The sequence below is a fragment of the Saccharomonospora piscinae genome (genome assembly GCF_005862235.1).
Taxonomy (GTDB): domain Bacteria; phylum Actinomycetota; class Actinomycetes; order Mycobacteriales; family Pseudonocardiaceae; genus Saccharomonospora; species Saccharomonospora piscinae.
Genome location: NZ_VCEK01000002.1, coordinates 138,477 through 160,320 on the forward strand (window position 1 = coordinate 138,477; position 21,844 = coordinate 160,320).

The 21,844-nt window shown below is 70.8% G+C and carries 24 protein-coding genes and 1 tRNA gene; 11 read left to right on the forward strand and 14 right to left on the reverse strand.

The annotated features are described in order from the left end of the window. From FFT09_RS06135 to nth, 4 genes are read right to left on the reverse strand one after another with little or no spacing between them, the layout of a single operon-like run. Entirely contained in the window at window positions 1-1,185 is a 1,185-nt protein-coding gene (locus tag FFT09_RS06135; protein WP_024875447.1) for a MarP family serine protease, read from the reverse strand. A gap of 13 nt (window positions 1,186-1,198) precedes the next feature. Continuing rightward, complete coding sequence (locus tag FFT09_RS06140; protein ID WP_081191867.1) at window positions 1,199-1,918, reverse strand: NUDIX hydrolase; 720 nt, start codon at window positions 1,916-1,918, stop codon at window positions 1,199-1,201. Then, a complete protein-coding gene (locus FFT09_RS06145; RefSeq protein WP_138382111.1) occupies window positions 1,915-2,532 on the reverse strand; it encodes a TlpA family protein disulfide reductase in 618 nt (205 codons plus the stop codon). Before FFT09_RS06145 ends, FFT09_RS06140 begins: the two co-directional genes overlap by 4 nt. Further along, window positions 2,529-3,299, reverse strand: a complete 771-nt coding sequence (gene nth / locus FFT09_RS06150) for an endonuclease III (RefSeq protein ID WP_208544371.1) — start codon at window positions 3,297-3,299, stop codon at window positions 2,529-2,531. The genes FFT09_RS06145 and nth overlap by 4 nt, the downstream gene beginning before the upstream one ends. A 115-nt stretch (window positions 3,300-3,414) precedes the next feature. Here nth and FFT09_RS06155 point away from each other — a divergent pair, with 115 nt between their 5' ends. The 3 genes from FFT09_RS06155 (at window position 3,415) to FFT09_RS06165 (ending at window position 6,297) form a co-directional block, all read left to right on the forward strand. After that, on the forward strand, window positions 3,415-3,666 hold the full coding sequence (locus FFT09_RS06155; protein ID WP_024875451.1) for a hypothetical protein: 252 nt from the start codon (window positions 3,415-3,417) through the stop codon (window positions 3,664-3,666). A gap of 216 nt (window positions 3,667-3,882) precedes the next feature. Beyond that, window positions 3,883-4,557, forward strand: coding sequence for a Crp/Fnr family transcriptional regulator (locus tag FFT09_RS06160; protein WP_019812557.1), 675 nt, complete (start codon window positions 3,883-3,885; stop codon window positions 4,555-4,557). Window positions 4,558-5,055: 498 nt separating this feature from the next. Continuing rightward, window positions 5,056-6,297 (forward strand): MFS transporter, encoded by a 1,242-nt coding sequence (locus FFT09_RS06165; RefSeq protein ID WP_138382113.1) that lies wholly within the window; start codon window positions 5,056-5,058, stop codon window positions 6,295-6,297. 5 nt (window positions 6,298-6,302) lie between these two features. Here FFT09_RS06165 and FFT09_RS06170 read toward each other — a convergent pair whose 3' ends face one another. From FFT09_RS06170 to sp36, 6 genes are read right to left on the reverse strand one after another with little or no spacing between them, the layout of a single operon-like run. Beyond that, a complete protein-coding gene (locus FFT09_RS06170; protein ID WP_208544372.1) occupies window positions 6,303-7,079 on the reverse strand; it encodes an MBL fold metallo-hydrolase in 777 nt (258 codons plus the stop codon). Next, window positions 7,076-7,939, reverse strand: a complete 864-nt coding sequence (locus FFT09_RS06175; RefSeq protein WP_425273045.1) for an NUDIX hydrolase — start codon at window positions 7,937-7,939, stop codon at window positions 7,076-7,078. The genes FFT09_RS06170 and FFT09_RS06175 overlap by 4 nt, the downstream gene beginning before the upstream one ends. 16 nt (window positions 7,940-7,955) lie before the next feature. Continuing rightward, on the reverse strand, window positions 7,956-9,173 hold the full coding sequence (locus FFT09_RS06180; protein WP_138382114.1) for a hypothetical protein: 1,218 nt from the start codon (window positions 9,171-9,173) through the stop codon (window positions 7,956-7,958). 35 nt (window positions 9,174-9,208) lie between these two features. After that, the gene (locus FFT09_RS06185) at window positions 9,209-9,841 is read right to left on the reverse strand and encodes a hypothetical protein (RefSeq protein WP_081191872.1); all 633 of its coding nucleotides are present in this window, start codon (window positions 9,839-9,841) and stop codon (window positions 9,209-9,211) included. Beyond that, on the reverse strand, window positions 9,841-10,296 hold the full coding sequence (locus FFT09_RS06190) for a RidA family protein (protein WP_024875457.1): 456 nt from the start codon (window positions 10,294-10,296) through the stop codon (window positions 9,841-9,843). Before FFT09_RS06190 ends, FFT09_RS06185 begins: the two co-directional genes overlap by 1 nt. Window positions 10,297-10,307: 11 nt before the next feature. Then, complete coding sequence (gene sp36 / locus FFT09_RS06195; RefSeq protein WP_138382115.1) at window positions 10,308-10,469, reverse strand: Sp36 family protein; 162 nt, start codon at window positions 10,467-10,469, stop codon at window positions 10,308-10,310. A gap of 33 nt (window positions 10,470-10,502) precedes the next feature. Here sp36 and FFT09_RS06200 point away from each other — a divergent pair, with 33 nt between their 5' ends. The 3 genes from FFT09_RS06200 to bagB are packed head-to-tail and all read left to right on the forward strand — an operon-like array spanning window position 10,503 to window position 12,915. Continuing rightward, window positions 10,503-10,751, forward strand: coding sequence for a hypothetical protein (locus FFT09_RS06200; protein ID WP_081191874.1), 249 nt, complete (start codon window positions 10,503-10,505; stop codon window positions 10,749-10,751). A gap of 35 nt (window positions 10,752-10,786) precedes the next feature. Then, window positions 10,787-11,791: an ATPase BagA gene (gene bagA / locus FFT09_RS06205; protein ID WP_081191876.1), complete on the forward strand. Its 1,005-nt coding sequence runs from the start codon at window positions 10,787-10,789 to the stop codon at window positions 11,789-11,791. After that, complete coding sequence (bagB, locus tag FFT09_RS06210; RefSeq protein WP_081191878.1) at window positions 11,788-12,915, forward strand: ATPase BagB; 1,128 nt, start codon at window positions 11,788-11,790, stop codon at window positions 12,913-12,915. Before bagA ends, bagB begins: the two co-directional genes overlap by 4 nt. Window positions 12,916-12,940: 25 nt before the next feature. On the opposite strand, the gene FFT09_RS06215 is transcribed toward bagB, so the two are convergent. After that, window positions 12,941-13,237: a WhiB family transcriptional regulator gene (locus tag FFT09_RS06215; RefSeq protein ID WP_024875461.1), complete on the reverse strand. Its 297-nt coding sequence runs from the start codon at window positions 13,235-13,237 to the stop codon at window positions 12,941-12,943. A gap of 256 nt (window positions 13,238-13,493) precedes the next feature. Between FFT09_RS06215 and FFT09_RS06220 the strand changes: the two genes are divergently transcribed. From FFT09_RS06220 to FFT09_RS06230, 3 genes are all read left to right on the forward strand, one after another. Beyond that, entirely contained in the window at window positions 13,494-15,644 is a 2,151-nt protein-coding gene (locus tag FFT09_RS06220) for a transglycosylase domain-containing protein (protein WP_138382116.1), read from the forward strand. A gap of 136 nt (window positions 15,645-15,780) precedes the next feature. Beyond that, window positions 15,781-16,722, forward strand: a complete 942-nt coding sequence (locus FFT09_RS06225) for a metallophosphoesterase (RefSeq protein ID WP_138382585.1) — start codon at window positions 15,781-15,783, stop codon at window positions 16,720-16,722. A 27-nt stretch (window positions 16,723-16,749) separates the two neighbouring features. Further along, window positions 16,750-16,823 (forward strand) — tRNA-Pro (locus FFT09_RS06230). Between the two features lie 61 nt (window positions 16,824-16,884). Here FFT09_RS06230 and FFT09_RS06235 read toward each other — a convergent pair. Further along, window positions 16,885-17,610 carry a class I SAM-dependent methyltransferase gene (locus tag FFT09_RS06235; protein WP_081191880.1) on the reverse strand — a complete coding sequence of 242 codons (726 nt, stop codon included), beginning with the start codon at window positions 17,608-17,610 and terminating at the stop codon, window positions 16,885-16,887. A 35-nt stretch (window positions 17,611-17,645) separates the two neighbouring features. Between FFT09_RS06235 and FFT09_RS06240 the strand changes: the two genes are divergently transcribed. Then, a complete protein-coding gene (locus tag FFT09_RS06240) occupies window positions 17,646-19,478 on the forward strand; it encodes a S9 family peptidase (RefSeq protein WP_138382117.1) in 1,833 nt (610 codons plus the stop codon). A 93-nt stretch (window positions 19,479-19,571) separates the two neighbouring features. Here FFT09_RS06240 and FFT09_RS06245 read toward each other — a convergent pair whose 3' ends face one another. Continuing rightward, window positions 19,572-20,048, reverse strand: coding sequence for a Dps family protein (locus FFT09_RS06245; protein ID WP_081191884.1), 477 nt, complete (start codon window positions 20,046-20,048; stop codon window positions 19,572-19,574). A 110-nt stretch (window positions 20,049-20,158) separates the two neighbouring features. Further along, complete coding sequence (locus FFT09_RS06250; protein ID WP_244231257.1) at window positions 20,159-21,460, reverse strand: RNA-guided endonuclease InsQ/TnpB family protein; 1,302 nt, start codon at window positions 21,458-21,460, stop codon at window positions 20,159-20,161. Here FFT09_RS06250 and tnpA point away from each other — a divergent pair. Next, on the forward strand, window positions 21,401-21,820 hold the full coding sequence (tnpA, locus tag FFT09_RS06255) for an IS200/IS605 family transposase (RefSeq protein WP_081191886.1): 420 nt from the start codon (window positions 21,401-21,403) through the stop codon (window positions 21,818-21,820). The two genes, FFT09_RS06250 and tnpA, sit on opposite strands and share 60 nt — an antisense overlap. Window positions 21,821-21,844: the final 24 nt, after the last annotated feature.

Genomic DNA, 21,844 nt, shown 5'->3' on the forward strand with positions numbered 1-21,844 from the left:
TCACGCCGTACATTGGCCGGTCGCGGTCTCACCGGTGAAGGACCGGGCTCGCTCGATCTCGTCGCGCACCTCGTCGCCGGTCAGCACGAAGCCCGTGTCCTCGTCCTCCACCGAGGCGCCGAACACCACACCGACCACGCGGCCCTCAGGGTCCACCAGCGGGCCGCCCGAGTTTCCGCTGCGGACCTGCCCCCGGACGGTGTAGACGTCGCGCTGCACGGTGGCGGCGTCGTAGATGTCCGGACCACGCAGCTCGATCCGCTCCCGGATCCGCGTGGGGGTGGCGGTGTAGGGCCCGTCGAGCGGGTAGCCGAGCGCGATGGTGTCGTCACCCGCCTCGGCGGGGTCCTCGGCCAGCGGGAGTGGTGGCGCGTCGAGCCCCGGCACGGCGAGCACGGCCAGGTCCGTGGCGGGGTCGTAGTGCACCACGTCGGCGGCCAGCCTGCCCTCGGTGGTCTCCACCAGCACCCGATCGGTGCCCGCCACGACGTGCGCGTTGGTCATGACGCGCTCGCTGTCGACGACGAATCCGGTGCCCTCCAGCGACCGCGAGCAACTCGGCGCGGTGCCCCGCACCTTGAGCACGCTGGGGCGCACTCCCTGCACCACCGCGCTGTTCTGCAGCGCGGGATCGGGCGCGTTGATCTCGCGGACGGGTGCGTCCTGGAACGGGGCGAGGATGGCCGGGAAACCGGACTCGTCGAGCAGCGTGCGCAGATCACCGGGCAGTCCCTGCGCGGCGTCGGGCATGACGTCGTTGACCCCGCCGAGCACGGTGGAGTCGTTGATCGCCCGCGTGAGGCCGGGCAGTGCGGCCACGCTGGTCAGCGGGAGCGCGATGAGCCACGCCACGACGAAGACCACGGCACCCTGCACGACCGCGCCGAGCGCGTTGTCCACACCGGACAGTTTCGGCGAGGAGATGCGGCGTTTGAGCCGGTGGCCGAGGAACACCCCGAGCATCTCGCCGAGCGCGACGAGCAGGATCACCGTGCCGACGGCGAGAGCCACCCTGGCCGCGGGCTGGTCGAACGCGTCGACCACGAGCGGCGCGAGCTGGATCCCGAGCACCGCGCCGCCGATCACGCCGAGGAAGGCGGGTAACGCGACGACGAGACCCTGCCGCGCGCCGGACACGGCCGCGAGCAGGGCCAGCAGGATGACCAGCAGATCGACCCAGTTCACCGTCTCTCCCTCGTCACGTCCGCCGAGCTGCCGTGCGCGCCTCGTGCTCGGCCAACGCTACGTCAAGCGCTCGCACGTCCGTGCGGTCCCACTCCGCGTCCCAGCCACCCAGTTCGAGCAGCGCCGACACGAGCCCCGCCGTGAAGCCCCACACGAACAGTCCCCGCACGGTGAAGGCGGGGCCGCGCCAGCCCGCGCCGGGCAGCGCGACCTGGAACCGGTTCGCCGGGTCGGCGAGTTCGGCGATCGGCACTCTGGCGACAGCGGCGGTCTCGGCGGGGTCCACCGGCCGCACGGGTGAGGGCCGGTGCCAGTGGGCGAGCACGGGTGTGACGGCGAACCGGGACACGGGCACGTACAGCTCGGGAAAGATGGCGACGGGACGCACACCCTCCGGCGCGACGCCGGTCTCCTCCTCCGCCTCGCGCAGGGCCGTCTCCACGGCCGCCTCGCCGTCTTCGGCACCGCCGCCGGGAAAGCCGACCTGCCCGGCGTGGGAACCGAGGGTGTCGGCCCGCCGCAGCAGCAGGACGTCAGGGCCCACGCGGTCCCCGGAGCCGTCGCCTTCGCCGGAGCCGTCGCCGAACAGCATCAGCACCGCGGCCTTACGCGCGCCGTCGAACGGCGGGGCAGTGACGCGGCTGAACCGCTCCGGTGCGGCGACGCGGCTGGCGTCCACCAGCGGTCGCAGCCAGTCCGGCACGGCCTCGACCGGCACGAGCGGCCCCGTCATCGCCCGTCCTCCACCGCGGTCCGGACCTCGTCGAGCGACGTGAACAACCGGGGCTCGGTGACCAGCCGCGCCTGTCCTCCGCTCACGAGGTAGGAGGCGGGCAGCGCCGAGGGCACGCGCAGCGCCTCCCGCACCGGGCCACGCCCGCCCTCGCCGTCATGCACGGTGGGCAGGCCCACACCGAGGTCGGCCAGCAGCCGCAACCCGTCGGCGGGCGAGCTCTGCACCTGCACGGTCACGACCCTGACCGCCCCGGGCTCCGCCGCGTACCGGTCCAGCAACGGCAGCTCGTCCCGGCACGGCTCGCACCAGGTGGCCCAGACGTTGACCAGCGTCGGCCCCTCGCCGAGGACGGCGCCCAGCTCGGGCGTCGTACCGTCACCGAGGCAGTAGGTCTCCACCCCGTCCGCGATATCCGCGCCGGCCACGGCAGACGGGGCGGATGTCGGTGCCCCGCCGCCGGGACGGCAGGCCGCCAGCCCCGCGCGCTCCCTGGCCTGCGCCAGATCGGCACCGGAGTCCTGCGGGGTGTCCTGCGTGCGGGGCAGCAGTGCGACGAGCAGTGCGAGCGCGAGCGCGCCCGCGGCGAGTGCCCACTTCGTCGCCCTGGTCACGACGTCGCCACCAGCTCCAACAGATGTTCTCGCTCGGGTCCCTTGACCAGCTTGGCCGCCGCGTCGAACTCGGTGGGCCCCGCCCCGTAGGAGGGACAGTCCCTGGCCAGCGGGCACGCGCCGCACGCGGGCTTGCGCGAGTGGCACACGCGGCGACCGTGGAAGATCACCCGGTGCGACAGCATGGTCCAGTCCCTGCGCGGGAACAGCGACCCGACCTCCTGCTCGACCTTCACCGGGTCGTCGGACTCGGTCCAGCCCCAGCGCCGCACCAACCTGCCGAAGTGGGTGTCCACGGTGATGCCGGGTACCGCGAACGCCTCGCCGAGCACGACGTTCGCGGTCTTGCGCCCCACGCCGGGCAGCCGGACGAGGGCGTCGAGCGTGCCCGGTACCTCGCCGTCGTGGCGTTCGACGAGCGCGGCCCCGAGGTTGAGCAGCGACGACGCCTTGTTGCGAAAAAAGCCGGTCGGCCGGATGTGGGCCTCCAGCTCGGTGCGGTCGGCACCGGCGTAGTCCTCGGCGCGCGGGTAGCGCGCGAACAACGCGGGCGTGACCTCGTTGACGCGCTCGTCCGTGCACTGCGCGGACAGGATCACCGCGACCAGCAACTCCAGCGGGGTCGTGAAGTCGAGTTCGCAGTGAGCGTTTGGATACGCCTCGTCCAGGCAACGCTTCATACGCCGCGCGCGTCTGACCAACGACAACCGGCTCTGTTCGGCGACTGCACGCCCCTTGCGGGGGGTGTGCCGGGCGGTGGAGGACACCCCGCTAGCCTACGTGCGCCGTCGGATGGGAAAGCCACCTCCGTCGCCGGCATCGGGTCGCCGCCGTCCACGGCGTGGCGATCGAGCCGTAGCGAAGGCCTAGATCAGGAGTGATATGACCGTCTGGTTCGTGATCGCGGTTCCGGTCGTGGTGATGCTGTTCGCGCTCGGCATGGAGCGGGTCGAGCACCGGCTGCGTCACGTGTCCGTGCGCGGCGAGGACGTCGAGGAGTTCCTGGAGCAGGCCCGGCCGGACGAGGTCAGGGCCCTCTACGGGCACGGCATCGGCCGCGCGCTGGAACTGTTCCGTCTGCGGCGGCTCGCCGGAAGGGCGGCCAAGGGTAGGCAACGCGGCCTCCGGGGTTAGGCTGTTCGGTCGGACGAGATCCTCCGCCGAGCCTCTCAACAGGGTGTATTCGGACGAACGCGGTGAGTTCACCGGGTTCGTACTCGCCAGTAGTAGGTTGCCTGCGCGGCCCGAGCGGGGAGCGATCTCGAGGGCAAGCCCTACACTGCATGTAGTGATCGGCGGCACGCTGCTCCGCGCGCGGAGCCCGCTGCCGCTACCCAAAGGAGGCACGAGGTGGACGAGACCCTGGCCCGCGCGGGCATCTTCCAGGGTGTGGAACCAGCGGCGGCCGAGGCGCTCGCGCAGACCCTGGAGACTGTGGAATTTCCCCGTGGCCACGTGATCTTCAACGAGGGCGAGCCGGGGGACAAGCTCTACATCATCAAGTCGGGCAAGGTGAAGATCGGCCGCAAGTCGGCCGACGGCCGCGAGAACCTGTTCCAGATCATGGGCCCGTCGGACATGTTCGGTGAGCTGTCGATCTTCGATCCCGGTCCTCGCACGTCGACGGCCACCACGGTCACCGAGGTGAGCTCGGTCACCATGGACCGGCCCGCGTTGCGGCAGTGGATCTCGACGCGCCCGGAGATCGCGGAGCAACTACTGCGCGTGGTCGCGCGCAGGCTGCGCCGGACCAACAACATGGTCGCCGAACTGATCTTCACCGACGTTCCCGGCCGCGTCGCGAGGGCGTTGCTGCAGCTCGCACAGCGCTTCGGGAGCCAGGAGGCCGGCCTGCTGCGGGTCACCCACGACCTGACCCAGGAGGAGATCGCCCAGTACGTCGGCGCGTCCCGCGAGACCGTCAACAAGGCACTGGCCGACTTCGCACACCGGGGCTGGCTGCGCCTCGAGGGCAAGAGCGTGTTGATCCTGGACCCCGAGCGGCTGGCCCGCCGGGCACGGTGACTCGTCGGGGTACACCCGGACGACGGGTCTTCAGCCCCCGCACCGAAGCGTCGATATCGACGGAAGACACGAACAAGGGGCCGGGCGCCACCCCCGACGTGGCACTGATCCGGCCCCTTGTCCGTTGTTGCGCGGACCGTCCCCCGACAGGCCGCGCTCCCCGCCCTCCGGTTGTAGGCCCCGACCCGAAACCCGGAGGGAGTTTGGAGTTGTGGAGCAACGTCACCCGTTGCGTCCGGAACGTCTGACTTTCATACTCCGCGCGTGGCGTCCGTCGCACTAGGGTCGCATGGCCCCACCCGCGCAGTTCAAGTCCGTTCACCCTCAAAGACGCCTCAGGCCCCGGAATGATGCCGCCACTCGAGTGACCGTTACCGATCTGATACCGAGTACCCATTCAGCCGGGCTTTACACCTCTTTCGAGTCAATCCGCTCGCTCTGACCGGTTCAAAACTGGTACTTGCGTACCACCCCAGGGTCATCGGCATACTGGTACGCGTGTCCCACTCTGACTCCGGCTGGACCACCCTCGGCGATTACCGGATCGCGCTCGCCACCCGGGAGGCCCGGCGACCGCTGATCGCCTCGTTGCTGGCGAGACTCCCCATCGCCATGATCGGCATTTCCGGTCTGCTGTACGTGCAGCACCGCACGGGCAGCTACACCGTCGCCGGATTCGTGTCGGCCGCCACGCTCGTCGGTGTGGCGATGGGCTCGGTCGTGCAGGGCAGGCTCATCGACCGCTTCGGCCCCACCCGCCCCCTGCTCATCGCCGTGGGCCTGTTCGCCACGACCATGGCGGCGCTGATCACCGCCATCGAGGCGGATGCCCCGGTGCCCGCGCTCGTGGCCCTCGCCTTCGGTATCGGCGTGTTCGAGCCCATGTGCGGGTCGGCCTCGCGTGCGCTGTGGGGCAGGCTGCTCCCGCCAGGACCCGCACTGACCGCCGCGTACTCGTACGAGGCGATCAGCATGGAGGTGTTCTTCATTCTCGGTCCCGGGCTCGCGGGTGCGCTCATCGCGGCGCCGTGGCCCGGCACCGGCATGGTGCTCGGCGCCCTCTGCATGGTGACGGGCGCGGTGCTGTTCGCGCTGAGCCCCGCGGTCCGGGCCTGGCCGCCGTCACCGGGTGGGCGAGTCCGCCTGCTCGGCGCGTTCGCGAGTCCCGGCATGCGCACGCTCGCCCTCGCCGCGCTGGGCTTCGGTACGGTCATCGGCTTCGTCGAGGTCGCCGTCCCCGCGGCCGCCACCCTCGCGGGCAACACGGCGCTGGGCGGTGTGCTGCTCTCGGTGTGGTCGGTCAGCTCCGTGGCGTTCGGCATCGCCTACAGCCTGCGGCCCTGGCCCCGGCCCCTCGGTCTGCGCCTGCCGGTGCTGCTCGCCCTGTTCGGCGCCTCGGCCGCGTTGCTGGCCTGGCCGTCGACGCTGTGGGGGCTCGCCGTGGCCATGCTCGCCGCCGGGGCGCTCATCACGCCGCAGTCCACTGCGCACTCCGTGACCATCGAGGTCGTGGCGCCGAAGGGAACGGCGGCGGAGGCGTTCGGGTGGGTCCTCACCGCCATCACCCTCGGTATCGCGTTCGGGCAGTCGGTCAGTGGTTACCTGGTCGAGCGCGGGGGACCACCGGTGGCCTTCCTCGCGGCGGCGGCCTGCGCGCTGGGGGTGGCCTGCCTCGTGTGGCTGCGCCGGGCAACGGTCCGCGCCCCGGCCCCTGCCCCGAGCGCCCACGCCCCGGTGTGAGGCCGTCAGCCCCGCGCGCGCAGGTACTCCAGCTGGGCCCGCACGCTCTGTTCGGCAGGCACCCACAGGGCTCGGTCGACGTCGGCGTAGACCAGCTCCACCACCTGCCGTGCCGTGGCGTCGTCGCCCAGCCTGCGCAGCGCCTCGCGCACCTGGTCGAGCCTGCCTTCCCGGTGGCGAAGGTAGTCCTGGGCCGCGCGCGCCACGTCGGGCAGTTCGGGACCGTGCCCCGGCAACCCCAGAACGGCGGGCGGCAGCGCGCTCAGCACCCGCAGCGAGTCGAGATAGCTCCCGAGGTCCGAGACCACGGTCGTTCCCCTGCCGAGCACCGTGTCGCCGGTCAGGACGTAGTCCCGGTCGCCGTGGGACAGGCGCAGCACCACCGAATCGGCGGTGTGCCCCGGCGTGTGGGTGACGTGCAGGCCCAGGCCCGCCGCGCGCAACTCCTCGCCGTCCTCGATCGGATCGGCTCCCTGACACAGCGCGGGGTCGAGCGCGCGGACCGGAACCCCGGCGCGCTCAGCGAGCAGCGGTGCGGCCTCCGCGTGGTCCGGGTGGTGGTGGGTGAGCACGACGAGCTCCACGTCGCCGAACTCCGCCAGCAGGCTCAGGTGGTCGTCGAGCGCGTGGCCGGGGTCCACCACGATCCGCCCCCGCGCGCCGGGTGCCGACAGCACCCACGTGTTGGTGCCCTCCAGCGTCATCGTCGAGGGATTGCGTTGCAGCAGCACCGACGCCACGGGGGACACGGGGCGCAGCGTTCCGTAGGCGGGATGGCTCACGACAGCTCCACCACGATCCGATCACCGTCTTGGACCAGCCTCGGCGTGATCGGCCGGATCGTGCGCTCGCACGCCAGGACCTCCGCCGAGGACGGAAACCGGCCGATCTCGGCGAGGGTGTGCCAGGTCGGCGGCATGAGCGTGGCACGACCCGCCTCGGCGTCGGCGATCGCGTCCCCGGGACGCTGCCAGCGCGCCGACTCGGCCTCGGTCGTCGCGCCGTCGGCCTGCTGGCCCTCCGGCAACGCCGCCACGAAGAACCGCGCGTCGTAGCGGCGGGGTTCCTGTTCGGGGGTGATCCAGTTCGCCCACGGCCGCAGCAGGTCGGCGCGGACACACAGCCCGGCCTCGGTGAGGAACCGCGCCAGCGACAGCTCCCCGGACACCAGCGCGGCCCTGGCATCGGCGTACTCGCCGGTGTCGGCGACCACTCGCGTCTTCGTCCCGGCGAGCAGCACGCCGGACTCCTCGAACGCCTCCCGCACCACCGCGCACACCAGCGCTCTGGCCAGCGGTTCGGAGCACGAGAACCATTCAGCCCACCGCGACGGCGGCGGCCCCGCCCAGCCGACGGAGGCGTCGGCGTCCCTGCGGTCCACGCCGCCACCGGGGAAGACGGTCATCCCCGCCGCGAACGCCATGCTCCGCACCCGCCGCTGGAGGAACACCTCGACACCGGCTGGCCGGTGGTCGTCGTGGGTGTCCCGCACCAGCACCACGGTCGCCGAGTCCCGCGCCACCGCGGGCTCGCTCGGCGGCGATCCGGACGGCGAGGACGGCGAGGACGGCCGGGACACCGAGCGCCCGGGGACGACGAAGGTCGCCGGGCCCTGGCCGGGAGGTTTCGAAGGGTCGCTCACGATCGCACGATACCGGCTACTCGCCGGAGGTACCGTCGCCCCAGCGCCGCTCCGCACCGTTCGTCCTGGCCGCCTCCGCCCGTTCCCGCTCGGCCAGTTCGGCGTGCAGTTCCCGCAGCAGCTGGCGGTCGCGCTCGGACAGCTGGGGGTCGTCGAGATCGAGTGCGGGCAGGTCGGCCATGTTCGCGCTGAGCCCGGCCATCGCCCTGCCCCGCTCGGGGTCCTCGGCGATGGCCGCACGAAGCTGGGCGACCTCCGCCGCGCTCATCTCGGTGGTCTCGGCCACCCGGTTCTCCAGCTCGGCCAGCTCGTCGGCGGAGAACGACTGCGCGTCGACCCCGCCTGCCCCGTGGCCGTTGTTCCCGGTCTCGACGGGCGCGGGCGGCTCGGCGGGCGCGGGCGGCTCGGGCACCGCCTCGGCCACCGCCTCGGCCACCGTGCCGGACTCCGCAGGGGCGAACGACCCAGGGCTCTCCTCCCGCGCCGGGGGGATCTCCACGGACCCGCTCTCCCGCGCGTCCAACGAATCGGCCCGCGCGCGGGCGGCCCCCGCCGTGATCTTGCGTTGCCTCGGCCGGGGCTTGCCACCCTGGTCGCCGCCGGAGGTTCCCGACGCGAGCCACACCGGGGCCGCCGTGGCCAGCGCGGCCTCGTGGTAGTCGGAACGCTCGGCGCTCGGCCCGGTGACCTCGACGACCGCGCGGATGCCACCACGGCGCAGCGCGTCGTCCACCCGGAACGCGACGGCGGGCGGGTGCGCCTCCGGCCCGATCTCGATCAGCACCACCCGCTGCGGCAGCGGGCCGGGCACGCTGCCGGCCGGGGTGTTGCGCCACACCGCGTGGACCGACCGGACGTCGGGCAGCACCTGGAGCGTGCGGTCCAGCGCCTCGGCCACGCCGGCCTCGGGCTCGTTGTCCCTGCTGAACCGGTGGGTGTACCCGGGAACCGAGTCCCCGACGGTGAGCGACTCGGCCAGTGCCGCGTCCGACCGGCTCATCTCCAGCACCAGCGCGAGTTCGCGCTGCTCGCTGGGCCGGACCATGATGCGGCCCGCGATCAGCGCACCGGCGGCCAGCTCGGCGGCGTCGTCCAGGTGTGACCGGGCGACCAGCTCACGGGCCTCAGACAGAGCGCTGTCGTCGAGCCGGCCCGCCAGCGCCAGCAGGACGTTGTGCAGCCGCAGCGGCACAGCGAAGCCGTCCTTGGGCAGGCCCTCGTGAACGTCCACCATCCCCGATCTCCCTCCAGCCCACCGGCCGGCGGGCGTTATGCGGGTACAAGCCTGTGGTGACCGGCATCCACGGCACCCACGCACACGAACCGGGAGTTCGCGAGCGCTGCCTGATGGTAGGCGGGGAGTTCGACCTGCGTCGGCAGGACCTCGACACTGGGTGCCTCGTCGCCGAGGACGCGGAGGACCCGCTGCAGTTCCCCGGTGAGCCGAGGCAGGCCCGACGTGGCGGTGACCAGCAGAACCCGCTTGGCCTCCTCCTCAGCGGTCCCCCGGTCATGCCGCCAGCTCTCCCGGACCTCTCCCACGTCCGGGCGTCCCCGCAACGTTGCGTGAACCACCACGGACACCGAATCGACGGTGTTCACCCAATCGGGTGCTCCCGTCGTGAATGTGTACCGGTTCTCCGCCGAAGCGTCTACCCCCAGTGTGGAACTGACTTCGTGCCAGTCAGCGCCGTGCGGGATGAGACCCGCGACCAGCAGGCGATACTCCGATTGGTCCAAATCGATCCTGTGCTTGAGCAAAGTCTTGGGCAGCGTCCGGGCCAGCGTGCCCATCGAGCCCTCACCGAGCCAGTCGCGGAACCGCCACAGCAACCGGTCGGGCAACCGGCCTGCCAGCCGCAGCAGCAGTTCGTGACCGGAATCCTCGATGTCCGGATCCATCACGCGACCTCCACGATCAACTCGACCTCCACCGGCGCGCCCAGCGGCAACTCGGCGACTCCCACCGCCGCCCTCGCGTGCGCACCCGCGTCGCCGAACACCTCGCCCAGCAGCTCCGAGGCACCGTTGATCACGGCGGGCTGCCCGCCGAACCCCTCGCTCGACGCGACATAACCGACGACCTTCACCACCCGCACGACCGAGTCGATCCCCACGAGGTCGTGGATCGCGGCCAACCCGTTCAGCGTGGCGGTGCGGGCGTGCTGCTGGGCCTCCTCGGGGCTGACCTCGGCCCCGACCTTGCCCGTCGCGGCCAGCTCACCGGCGACGAACGGCAGCTGTCCCGACGTGTAGACGTGCGATCCGGTGCGCACCGCGGGGACGTAGGCCGCGACCGGGGCCGCGACGGCGGGCAGTGCGATGCCGAGTTCGGTGAGCCTCTCGCTCCAGCGCATGGCCGTCCCCCTCAGTCCTTCGGCCGCTTGAGGTAGGCGACGTGCTGTTCACCGCTGGGGTTCGGCAACACCGTCACCAGCTCCCAGCCGTCCTCGCCCCATTGGTCGAGAATCTGCTTGGTGGCGTGGATCAGCAGGGGCACCGTGGCGTATTCCCACTTCGAGGCACTCATGGTGAGACACCCTAACCACTACGGTCTGGTGACGTGGAGACATGGCGCATCCTCGCGACGGGCCTGATGGCCGTGCCGGGGCTGATCGGAGTGCTGCTCGTCATGGCCAAGGCACGGGAGCGGACCGGCCGCGCGAGTAGCGTCGCGGTGACCGGGCTGGTGGGCGTGACCGCCCTGCTCGTGGCCGGTGTGCTCACTCTCGTGGCGTTGCCGCCCGTGGCCGCGTGGGTGCTGGCGGGGTCCGTCACGGTCATCGTGAGCGTCCTCGCAATGGCGAGCTGAGCTGACCCCACCGCTTTGCGGATACGCTTCATCGTGTGACCACCCCGTCTGGCTGGACCGACCCGCTCGCGCGGACCCGGCTGCACTTCGTCACCGGGAAAGGCGGAACAGGGAAGACGACGCTCGCGGCGTCCCTCGGCCTCGCGCTCGCCCGTGGCGGGCGCCGGGTCCTGCTCGTCGAGGTCGAGGGACGGCAGGGCTTCGCGCAGGTCTTCGACACCGAGCCGCTGCCGTACGCCGAGCAGCGCATCGCGTCCGCTCCGGGCGGCGGCGAGGTGCGTGCCCTGCACGTCGACGTCGAGGCCGCGCTGCTGGAGTACTTCGAGATGTTCTACAACCTCGGGTTCGCCGGCCGCACGCTGCGCCGGATGGGCGCCATCGAGTTCGCCACCACCCTCGCCCCCGGCCTGCGGGACGTGCTGCTGACCGGCAAGATCAAGGAGTGCGTCGGCCGCACCGACACCGACGGCAGGCACTTCTACGACGCCGTGGTGGTCGACGCGCCGCCCACCGGCCGGGTCGTGAAGTTCCTCGACGTCACCAAGGCGCTCACCGACGTCGCCAAGACCGGCCCCATCCGGGGTCAGGCCGAGGGCGTGGTGCGGCTGCTGCACTCGGGCGACACGGCCGTCCACCTGGTGACCCTGCTGGAGGAGATGCCGGTGCGCGAGACGCTGGATGCCGTGGCGGAGCTCGACGGCGCCGACCTGCGTCCCGGCGCCGTGCTGGTGAACCGGGTGCGCCCACCCCGGCTGCCCGCCCGATCGCTGACCCCCGCCGCCGACGGCCGCGTCGACGCCGCCCGGGTGCGGGCCGGACTGACCTCCGCGGGGCTCGACCTGCCCGACACCACGATCGACGCCCTGGTGGCCGAGACCGTCGAACACGCCATCGGCATCGAGTCCGAGCGGCGCTCCGCCGAGCAACTCGACGAGGCGGACCTGCCGACGCTTCGCCTGGGAGACGTCACCGGCGGCGTCGACGTGGCGGGGCTCTACGAACTGGCCGACGCACTGGTGGAGCAGGGAGTACGCCTGTGACCGACCGGCTCGACATCGACGCGCTGCTCGACGACCCCGGCACCCGGGTGGTGGTGTGCTGCGGCTCCGGCGGCGTCGGCAAGACCACCACCGCCGCGGCACTCGCCCTGCGCGCGGCGGAGCGGGGACGGCAGACGGTCGTGCTCACCATCGACCCCGCGCGCAGGCTCGCGCAGGCCCTCGGCCTCAGGGAACTGGGCAACCATCCCCGCAAGGTCACCGTCGCCGGGTTCGAGCCGAAGGGCGAGCTGTGGGCGATGATGCTCGACATGCGGCGCACCTTCGACGACATGGTGCGCAGGCACGCGGGCCCCGAGCGCGCGGAGCAACTGCTCTCGAACCCCTTCTACCAGACCATCTCCACGTCGTTCTCCGGAACGCAGGAGTACATGGCGATGGAGAAGCTCGGGCAGCTCGCCGCCACCGGCGAGTGGGACCTGATCATCGTCGACACCCCGCCGAGCCGCTCCGCGCTCGACTTCCTCGACGCCCCCAACCGGCTTTCCGCCGCGCTCGACGGTCGCATGATCCGGCTGCTGACGACCCCGGCCCGTGCGGGTAGCTGGGGCCTGCGCAAGGTCGTCAGCGCCGGGTTCTCCATGTTCGCCAAGGCCGTGTCCACCATCCTCGGCGGCCAGCTGCTCGCCGACGCCTCGGCGTTCATGCAGGCCTTCGACTCGACGTTCGGCGGGTTCCGCGAACGGGCGAGCAAGACCGCCGAACTGCTGCGCTCGGAGGGCACGGCGTTCCTCGTCGTCGCCGCACCCGAGCCCGACGCGCTGCGGGAGGCCAGCTACTTCGTGGACCGGCTGTCGACGGAGGCCATGCCGCTGGCAGGGCTCGTCGCCAACCGGACCCACCCCGTGCTCGCCGACCTCTCGGCCGTCGACGCGCTCGCCGCCGCCGAGGCGCTGGAGCGCGAGGCGGGCAGCGCGCCGCTGGCAGCCGCGGTGCTGCGGCTGCACGCCGACCGGGTCGAGATGTCGCGCCGCGAGCAACGGCTGATCGCGCGGTTCACCAAGGCGCACCCGACCGTCGCGGTCGCCGGGGTGCCCGCGCTGCCCAGCGACGTCCACGACCTCCCCGGCCTGCGCGACGTCGGCAACCGCATCGCGGCCGACTGAGTCTCCTCGCAGGCCGCGGTGGTGGTCAGGACACGCGCTGGGCGGGCTGGAACTCCCGCTTGGCCGATTCGAGCAGGTCTCGCCAGCTCGGCACCTCCGGCCTCCGGCGCAGCAAAGCTCTCCGCTCGCGTTCGGTCATGCCTCCCCAGACGCCGAAGTCGATGCGGCTGTCCAGTGCTTCGGCCAGGCATTCCGTGCGCACCGGACATCCCATGCACACCAGCTTGGCCCTGTTCTGCTCGGCTCCCCTCACGAACAGGCCGTCCGGGTCCGTGTCCCGGCAGGCGGCCTGCACGCGCCAGTCCGAGTGGCCGTACTCCATACCCCCAGCTCCTACCCTGTCTCGACCGGCAGGCGGGTAGGCGAAGCGTGCGACCGCGCCCCCCACGAGCAGGTCATCCTGTAACTCACGTCCCTCCGACGGCGCCTCCCCTGGCACCGTTCCCGTGAGTTGTTGACGAACTGTAGAGGTTGGCGGTTCCACCCGCCAACCCCGCGTGGTCATTTGTTATCAGATGGCTTCTTGATCAAGGGAACGGGTCACCGCGATCACACCGGGTACCGCGTAGTCTGTGGACGTGAGTATCCGGAGCGGTCTGTTCAAGTTACTGGGGCTGTGCCTGCTCGCCGGAGTCCTCGTCGCCGGAATTATCTTTCCGGTCGCGGGCGCCGCCGGCGTGATCTCCAATCAGGCCAGTGAGACGGTCGAGTCGATGTCGTCGGACCTCGCCGACGAGCCCCCGCCGTTGGTCACGACCATCACCGACCGGGACGGCAACCCGATCTCGACCCTCTACAAGCAGTACCGCATCCCGACGGCCTCGAACGAGATCTCCGACGCCATGAAGTGGGCGATCATCTCCGTCGAGGACCGCCGATTCTACGATCACCCCGGTGTCGACTGGAAGGGCACGCTGCGTGCGGCCATCAGCAACACCTCCGGCGGTGACACCCAGGGCGCGTCCACACTGACGCAGCAGTACGTGAAGAACTATTTGATCAACGTCATCTACCGCGAGGACCCGCTCGGGCAGCAGAAGGCACAGGAAGTGTCCATCGCCCGCAAGCTCAAAGAAGCGCGGATCGCCATTCAGCTCGAAACCAAGATGCCGAAAGAGGAAATCCTCACCGGCTACCTCAACGTCGTCGAGTTCTCCCGGCAGATCTCCGGTGTCGGCGCGGCGGCGAACGCGTATTTCGACACCACGGCGGCCGAGCTGACGGTGAGCCAGTCGGCCCTGCTCGCCGCGATGGTCAACAACCCGGCCGTGCTCGACCCGTGGAACAACCCGGAGGAAGCCACGGAGCGTCGCAACTTCGTGTTCGACAAGATGGTCGAGAACCGCAAGCTCTCCGCCGAGGACGCCGAGCGCCTGAAGGAGGAGCCGCTGGGCGTGGTGCCGGGTGGTCCGAACAAGCCACCCGCCAACTGCATCGGCGCCGGCCCCGAGTACGGCTTCTTCTGCCAGTACGTCGAGGACTACCTGCTCGATCTGGGGATGGACAAGGACGACCTCTACACCGGCGGCTACACCATCCGCACCACGATGGACCCGGAGGCGACCCACGCCGCCAAGGCCGCCGCGGAGGCCGAGGTCGCCAAGGAAGAACCGAACGTGGCCAACACGCTGTCGCTGGTGAAACCGGGCAAGGACCGCCACGAGGTCGTCGCACTGGCCGCCAACCGGGACTACGGCACCGACAAGGACGCGGGGCAGACCACCTACGGGCTGCCGCACGAGGTCTTCAACGTGACCGGAGCCGGGTCGAGCTACAAGATCTTCACCGCGGCCACCGCGATGGAGCAGCGCAAGTACGGCATTTTCGACACGGTGCCCGTGCCGGGCTTCCACACCTCGCAGGTTTTCAACGGTGGTGGCGACCACTGCCCGACCAGGCCGTCGGGCATCAAGGCCTACTGCGTGCAGAACGCGGGCGAGTACGGCGGGTCCATGTCACTCCAGGACGCGCTGGCCCAGTCGCCCAACACGACGTTCGTGATCCTCGAGGAAAAGACCGGGATGGGCCCGGTGGTCGAGATGGCCAGCAGGCTCGGGCTGCGCAAGACGATGGCGTCGAACTTCGCCAACGGCGAGGAGCCCGTCCCGGACCACGAGGACCCGCGCTATTCCATGACCCAGACGGAGTTCCACGGACCGGGCGGCGTCTTCGAGGCGGGAGCGGGCTTCTTCACCCTGGGCGCGAGCCCGGTCAGCAATCTGGAGATGGCCAACGTGGCCGCCACGATCATGAGCGGCGGGGTGTGGTGCCCACCGACTCCGATCCTGGAGGTCATCAACCGGGGCGGCAACGAGTTTCCCGTGGAGGAGAAGTCCTGCGAGCAGGTCGTGCCCGAGAAGCTCGCCGACACGCTCGCGGTGGGCCTGAGCAAGGATGTCGACCCGGGTGGCACGGCGGCCGCGGCGGCGTCGGGAGCGGGCTGGGAACGGCCGATGATCGGCAAGACCGGAACCACGCAGTTCCAGGGCTCGGCTGCCTTCATCGGGGCGACGCCGCAACTCGCGGGCTCGGCGATGGTGTTCCGGCCCGACCGGCCCTACGGCGGCCTCATCGACGGCGGCCCGGGCAACGTGCGCGCCTCGGCCGGCTCCACCGGCAACATGTTCGGCGGGAAGACCCCGGCACGAACCTGGTTCCGGGCCATGAACCCGATCATGGAAGGGCTGCCGGTCGAACCACTGCCGGAGCCCAGTCCGGAGTACTCGTAACCGGCACGGGAGCGTGACGTGCGTCGCTGGATCGAGTGAAATCGACGGGGCCGTTCCGGGTAATCTGCTCCGGCACAGCAACCCGCCGTCCGAGCCGAACGTAGTGTCGGTGACACACGTCACCCCGAGGATGATGATGAAACACCTGATGACGGGGACGGCGGCGACAGCCGTCGCGATGCTCGGCTACGCCGTCGGCGTCGAACGGCGGCACTGGACGCTGCGCACGGCGGAGTTGCCGGTGCTCGCGGCCGACTCGCGCCCCATCCGGATCCTGCACCTCTCCGACCTGCACATGCTGCCCGGCCAGGAGTCCAAGCAGCGCTGGGTGGCCGAACTCGATCGTCTCGACCCCGACCTCGTGGTCAACACCGGCGACAACCTCGCGCACCCGCAGGCCGTGCCCGCGGTCCTGCGGGCGCTCGGGCCGCTGTTGCAGCGACCGGGGCTGTTCGTGTTCGGCAGTAACGACTACTACGCGCCGAAGCCGAAGAACCCCGCGCGCTACCTGATGCCGAAGGGCCGCAAGAAGCGCATCCACGGCACCCACCTGCCGTGGCGTGACCTGCGGGCGGCGTTCGTGGAGCACGGCTGGCACGACCTGACCCACGTGCGCAGGACGCTCACCGTGTCGGGACAACGCGTGTTCGCGGCGGGCGTCGACGATCCGCACCTGCGGCGGGACCGCTACACCGACATCACCGGCGTCCCCGATCGGCAGGCCGCGCTGCGGCTCGGTGTCACGCACTCACCCGAACCGCGCGTCCTGGACCCCTTCGCCGCCGACGGGTACGACCTGGTGCTCGCGGGCCACACCCACGGGGGCCAGCTTCGGGTGCCGGGCGTCGGCGCGCTCGTCACCAACTGCGAACTGGACCGGTCGCGCGCTCGCGGCGCGTCGCGCTGGGGTGCGCACATGTGGCTGCACGTGTCGGCAGGGCTGGGCACCTCGCCGTACGCCCCCGCGCGCTTCGCGTGTCCGCCGGAGGCCAGCCTGTTGACGCTGGTCCCGCGCGGATCACGCCCCGCGAGTACGCGAAACGTGGCCCGCCGTCGGGCGGCGAGCCACGTCCGCTAGACTGTGTGACGACCCGCTGGGAAGTATCGGGGTGTGGCGCAGCTTGGTAGCGTGCCTCGTTCGGGTCGAGGAGGTCGTGGGTTCAAATCCCGCCACCCCGACGAGACGGACCCCGTCCGGTAACACCGGGCGGGGTTCTGTCATATCCGCTCCCGCATCGTGTCAGCGCGCGGCGATCGTTTCCACCCAGCACTCGCTGACCTCGCCCTGACCGCCGCGCACCCACATCCACGCCGATCGCGCGGCGCTGGCGAGCTGGGGGTCCATACCGTTCTCCGCGTCCCGCAGGGCTCCGGCGAGCTCGTTCTCGATGGTCAACGCGAGGCCCCGGTAGTCGTTGCCGGAATGGAAGCGGGGGCGTGAGCGGATGTCGCGGAATCCGGCGCGGCGCACCCAGTCCTCGACGTGCCTGCCTGCCGCGGGGTCACCGCCTTCGCGACGCCGCACCAGGTTCCAGCCGCGCAGTGCGGCGTCGACGTTCGCGGTCTTGGGCTTCACCCTGGTGCGGCTCCAGTCGGGTGTCGACAGGGCCAGCAGTCCGCCGGGGCGCAGCACTCGCAGGAACTCGGCCAGCACGACCATCGGCTCGGGTTCCCGGTCGAGCACGCCATGGGCGTAGACCACGTCGACCGACTCGGACCGCACCGCCAGTGCCCGCGCCCGGGACGAGGCGAAGCTGGTGGTGCTCACGGCCGCCCGCTCGTTCGCCCGCCTGGCACGCCGCAGTTGCTCGGGATCACCCCCGAGCCCGAGTACGTGTACCGGGTGCGTGGCGGTACCGAGACTCGCCGTGGTCACCGCGCCGCGACAACCGACGTCGAGCACCCGCATCCCTGGTCGCAACAGCGGCACCACGAATCCCGTGTGAACCGCGTGCCCCTCACTCACGCGCCCAACCCTACGGATTTGGCAGGATCACCGGGGTGAGCACACCACATCCGAGCCCCGAAGTCCCCGAGGCGCTGTTCGCCGATCCCGAGCGGGAAAGCCGCTGGCGTGCCCGGTTCAGCGCGGCCAGGGTGTCGCTGCCGGACTGGGCACTCGACGCACCGCACGCCAGCCTGTACGTGTCGAACGCGGGCGGCGTCTGGGAGCTCTACGCCTGGGACCGGGCCCGAGACAGTCATCGCCAGGTCACCGACCGGCCCAACGGCACCGTCCACGGCACCCTCTCTCCGGACGGTGAGTGGATCTGGTGGTTCGACGACACGGACGGCGACGAGTTCGGCACCTGGGTGCGTGAGCCGTTCGCGGGCGGCGCGGCGGCCGCGCCCGCGATCCCGGACGTGCCAGCGGGCTACCCGGCAGGGCTGGAGATCGGCCACGAGCTGTGCGCGGTGGGTGTGTCCACCGACGACGGCAGCGCGCTGTACGCGCACCGCGACGGGCGCACCCGGCGCTTCTACGCGAGTGAACACGACGCGGACGTGTCCGCGCTGTCCCGCGACGAGCGGCTGCTCGCGATCGGGCACGCCGAGCACGGCGACTCCCGTCACCCCGCGCTGCGGATTCTCGCGACCGCCGACGACGCGGTGGTGGCGGAGAAGTGGGACGGCGAGGGCAGGGGACTCGCCGCCCTGTCGTTCTCCCCGCGCAAGGGCGATCCCAGGCTGCTGGTCCAGCACGAGCGGCGGGACCGGGAGGAACTCCTGATCTGGGACGTCGAGGCCGACACCGAGACCGAGCTGCACATCGACCTGCCGGGCGAGCTGGCCGGCGACTGGTACCCCGACGGCGAGGCGCTGCTGATCGCCCAGTTCGACCAGGGCCGCAGCAGGCTGCACCGCTACGAGCCGGCCACGGCCACCCTGACGGCACTGGACACCGCACCCGGCTGGATCGGCAGCGCGGGGGTGCGCCCCGACGGCACCGTGGAGTACTCGTGGTCGAACGCGGCCGAGCCTCCGCTGGTGCGCAGCCGGGAGCCGGGCGGCGACGACCGGGTGCTGATCACGCCGCCCGGCGAACGCGCTCCCGGTTCGCGGCCGGTGACCGACGTGTACGTCGACGGCCCAGGGGGCCGCGTCCACGCGTTGGTGTCCACGCCGGAGGCGGCGGGCGGCGAGCCGCTACCCACGGTGTTCCTGCTGCACGGAGGACCGCACGCGGCCGACGAGGACCGGTTCTCGGCGTACCGGGCGGTGTGGCTCGACGCGGGTTTCGCCGTCGTGGAGGTCAACTACCGAGGGTCCACCGGCTACGGTTCGTCCTGGCGGGACGCGATCGAGGGACGCCCTGGCCTCACCGAGCTGGAGGACGTGGCCGCCGTCCACGACTGGGCGCTCACGTCGGGACTCACCGACGCGGACCGGTGTGTGGTCGCGGGGGCGTCCTGGGGCGGGTATCTGACGCTGCTCGCGCTGGGCACCCAGCCGGGGCGCTGGTCGGCCGGGGTCGCCGGGGTGCCGGTGGCCGACTACGTGGCGGCCTACGACGACGAGATGGAACAGCTTCGCGCGTTCGACCGCGCGCTGTTCGGCGGGTCGCCGTCCGACGTGCCCGAGGTGTACGAGACCTGCTCGCCGATCACCTACGTGGACACCGTGTCGGCACCGGTGCTCGTACTGGCCGGGGACAACGACCCGCGCTGCCCGATCCGGCAGATCGAGAACTACCTCGACCGGCTGGCCGCTCGCGGCGCGGAGTACGCCTTCTACCGCTACGACGCGGGCCACGGCTCGCTGGTGGTCGCCGAGACCATCACGCAGGTGGCCATCGAGGTGTCGTTCGCGGCGCGGGCCGTCGGCCTGGCCTGAGACGCCGCGAAGGCCACCTTCGCTGCGCGACACGCAGTGAAGGTGGCCTTCGCCGCACCACCACCGGGCGAGGGGCGGGAACAGGGGGAGATGTCAGGCCTTCTGCGCCTGCCACATCCAGTGTTGCTTCTCGATCTCCTGGGCGATCTCGATCAGCAGGTCCTGCGTGACGAGGTCGCTCTTGTCGGTCTCGTCGATGCGGACCCGCAACCGCTGGATCAGCCGGTCCAGGATCTCGACAATGCGGTCCACGGTGATGTCGGTGCTCTGCCAGTTCTCCGGGTAGTCCGGCAGGCCCGAACTCTCGGAGACGGTCTTCGCCTTGCCGTTGGGCGACACACCGATCGCGTTGGCCCGCTCGGCAACCTCGTCGACATAGCCGCGCGCCGCCGACGTCAGCTCGTCGAGCTGGAGATGCACGCTGCGGAAGTTCTTGCCGACGACGTTCCAGTGGGCCTGCTTGGCGATCAGGCTGAGGTCGACGAGGTCGACGAGGGTCGACTGCAGAACGCTCGCCGTCAGCTCCTTGTCACTCTCCTTGAGCGGGCTCTTGATAGGCGAGTTCGCCATCGCGCTGTCCTCCTCCGTTCGGATACGTCGCGTCGACGTCCGTTGCCGGAGGGCTACCCGTTCGTGGGAGGCTTGAATCCTCTCTCGCCTGAGGGCGGGAGATTGCTGACTCAGGCAGCCTGACCGCGTTGCACGCGGACAGGACTCACGCCCTCAACGCCAGCCGGGTTGAAACCAGCCCGGACGAGCATCACGCGTGCGGAGTTCTTGTCCCTCGGGGACACCGCGCCGCACGTGGTGCAGGTGTAGGTGCGTTCTGACAGGGGCAGGCGGTGCTTGGTTCTCGCGCCGCACTGTCCGCAGTCCGTCGTCGTGTGTTTCGGATCGACCAGCCTCAGCGCACGGTCGTGCTTACGGGCCTGCTCGATCAGTGCTGTCTTGGTCGCGCCGATAGCTGCGTCGGCTGCCTTGCGGGCCATCGTGGTCTTCGCGAGGAACTTCGGCCGGAAGTCCTCGACGGCCACCGCGTCGTGGTCGCGAACGACACGCTTGGCCCACTTGCGCCCAGTGTCCTGCCGCTGCCGCGCGACCTTCTTCGCCAGCTTCGCGGCGTGCCGCTGCGCTCGTCGGTAGCCCTTGCTCTGCGGCTTGTTCTTCGGGCGTGCCCGGCGGGCCATCTGCCGCTGGTAGCGCGCGAGTGTGGCTGCGGCGGACTTCCCGTGCTGCTGGTGTGGCAGGTCGTAGGCTTCGTCGCTGGTGGTGGCGGTCTCGCGCACGCCCCAGTCGATACCGAGCACGCGGCCGGTTTCCGGCAGCGACTCCACCTCGGTCGCGACGACGAACGAGCAGTACCAGTGCCCCAGGTTGTCCTGATACACCCGCACCGACGAGGGTTCAGACGGCAACTCGCGCGACCACACCACTGTCAACACGATGCCGCCCGCGAGGTGCAGGCGGCCGTTCTTGATGCGGAACCCGCGCTTGGTGTAGCTCAGGCTCGAACGGTCGTCCTTGAGTCGCTTCCGCTTGGGCATCCCGGCGCGCTGCTTGATCGGCAGCCGCGCTTTGATGTCCTTCAACGCCTTGGCGCGGGACTTCGCGAAGTCCCGGATGATCTGCTGCTGCGGGACCGACGAACCGTCGCGTAACCACTGGTTGCGCTGGCGCGCGTCGGTCAGGAGCTTGTCCAGATGCGCGGGGCCGCAGGTGTCGTCGGAGCCGGTCGCGCGGTTGCGCTGATGGACCTTGCGGGACATGGCGACGCATTCGTTCCACACCCACCGGCAACGCCCCCACTCCTCGCGGAGTGCGACCTCAGCGGTTTTCGACACGCGCAGGCGATACGTGTACCGGGCGGTGCCGGTGTCCGTGTCGCCTGCCGTGGTCATGTTGACCATTGTAGCATTTGGGTTATGGGCACATACGAGGACTTCCGTGCTGGTCGACACGTGGTTTTCAAGATGCACGCTCACTTGGTTTTTGTTACGAAGTACCGGCACCCGGTGTTCACCGACACGCACCTACAGCGCATGGAAGAGGTCATGCGGCGAGTGTGCGAGGACTTCGAGGTCGAGCTTGAGGAGTTCAACGGCGAGAGAAACCACGTGCACCTACTGGTCAATTTCCCCCCGAAGGTTGCCGTGTCGAAACTGGTCAACAGCCTCAAGGGCGTGTCATCGCGGCTGCTGCGCAAGGAGTTCGAGGACCTGCGGTTCGCCTACTGGAAAGGCGTGCGCCTCTGGTCCGGGTCATACTTCGCCGGGTCGGTCGGTGGCGCGCCGATCTCGGCGGTGCGTCAGTACATCGAGCAGCAGACCCGGCCGGTCGTGTAGGTCACCGCTGAGCACGTCGTACGC

Excerpts from the sequence above, each read along its gene's own strand:
- FFT09_RS06140 (WP_081191867.1), bottom strand. The coding sequence starts at position 1,918 with ATGACGGGGCCGCTCGTGCCGGTCGAGGCCGTGCCGGACTGGCTGCGA.
- FFT09_RS06155 (WP_024875451.1), top strand. The coding sequence starts at position 3,415 with ATGACCGTCTGGTTCGTGATCGCGGTTCCGGTCGTGGTGATGCTGTTC.
- FFT09_RS06180 (WP_138382114.1), bottom strand. The coding sequence starts at position 9,173 with ATGGTGGACGTTCACGAGGGCCTGCCCAAGGACGGCTTCGCTGTGCCG.
- FFT09_RS06185 (WP_081191872.1), bottom strand. The coding sequence starts at position 9,841 with ATGGATCCGGACATCGAGGATTCCGGTCACGAACTGCTGCTGCGGCTG.
- FFT09_RS06190 (WP_024875457.1), bottom strand. The coding sequence starts at position 10,296 with ATGCGCTGGAGCGAGAGGCTCACCGAACTCGGCATCGCACTGCCCGCC.
- sp36 (WP_138382115.1), bottom strand. The coding sequence starts at position 10,469 with ATGAGTGCCTCGAAGTGGGAATACGCCACGGTGCCCCTGCTGATCCAC.
- FFT09_RS06215 (WP_024875461.1), bottom strand. The coding sequence starts at position 13,237 with ATGGAGTACGGCCACTCGGACTGGCGCGTGCAGGCCGCCTGCCGGGAC.
- FFT09_RS06225 (WP_138382585.1), top strand. The coding sequence starts at position 15,781 with ATGAAACACCTGATGACGGGGACGGCGGCGACAGCCGTCGCGATGCTC.
- FFT09_RS06245 (WP_081191884.1), bottom strand. The coding sequence starts at position 20,048 with ATGGCGAACTCGCCTATCAAGAGCCCGCTCAAGGAGAGTGACAAGGAG.
- tnpA (WP_081191886.1), top strand. The coding sequence starts at position 21,401 with ATGGGCACATACGAGGACTTCCGTGCTGGTCGACACGTGGTTTTCAAG.